Source organism: Psychrobacter sp. 1Y4 (assembly GCF_051847555.1).
In genome coordinates, this window is sequence record NZ_JBPYDE010000848.1 from 1 (window position 1) to 593 (window position 593).

1 protein-coding gene is annotated in these 593 nt (G+C 42.5%); it reads right to left on the bottom strand.

Features of this window, described 5'->3' with window-relative positions:
* Positions 1-133 precede the first annotated feature (133 nt).
* Positions 134-593: helix-turn-helix domain-containing protein (locus tag ACS8FC_RS19200; protein ID WP_439297964.1), on the bottom strand; the 460-nt coding region annotated here is incomplete at its 5' end.

The following is a 593-nucleotide window of genomic DNA, read 5'->3' on the forward strand; positions in this document are numbered from 1 at the left end:
AAAATCAGGCATAACAGTTTATCGCTATAAAGGGATATAAAGAATGAGCGTTAATGAGTGTTGTCGCTTTAGACACGCTCTAATAGTTGGTTCAATATTAGTTTTTCAAAAAAGTCTACAGAGTCATAACAAATTACGGCGTGATAAAAATCAATGCCAAACGAATGGTGTTGTAATCGATACTCTGCTTGAGATGATCAAATATCGGACGCAGTTTGATACTACCATCATCATTAAAATCGTTTGGATTGTTAGCGACTTTTATGGCGACATAAGCATTGCCAACCGCTGTCATGACCTCATCCTCTGGACGTAGATGATCGCAGGCAAGGCTTGGGTCTTGCGATTTTAGCTCACCGATGTGGCGCATAATGGTGGACTGCGACAGTTGACGCGCTTGCGAGATTTCCGCTATGGTCAAACTCTCTTCCAATAATACTCTGGTCGCACGCAAGGTGCTTTCTGACTTATCAGAGACCTGATTGCCTAGTTTTTGTTTTTTATCGATTTGCGCTTGCTGCTGCTCACGGCGCTTTTTTTGCAGTGCGGCATAGGCATCAATCACAGATTTACTCAGTGTACCACCTGACTTT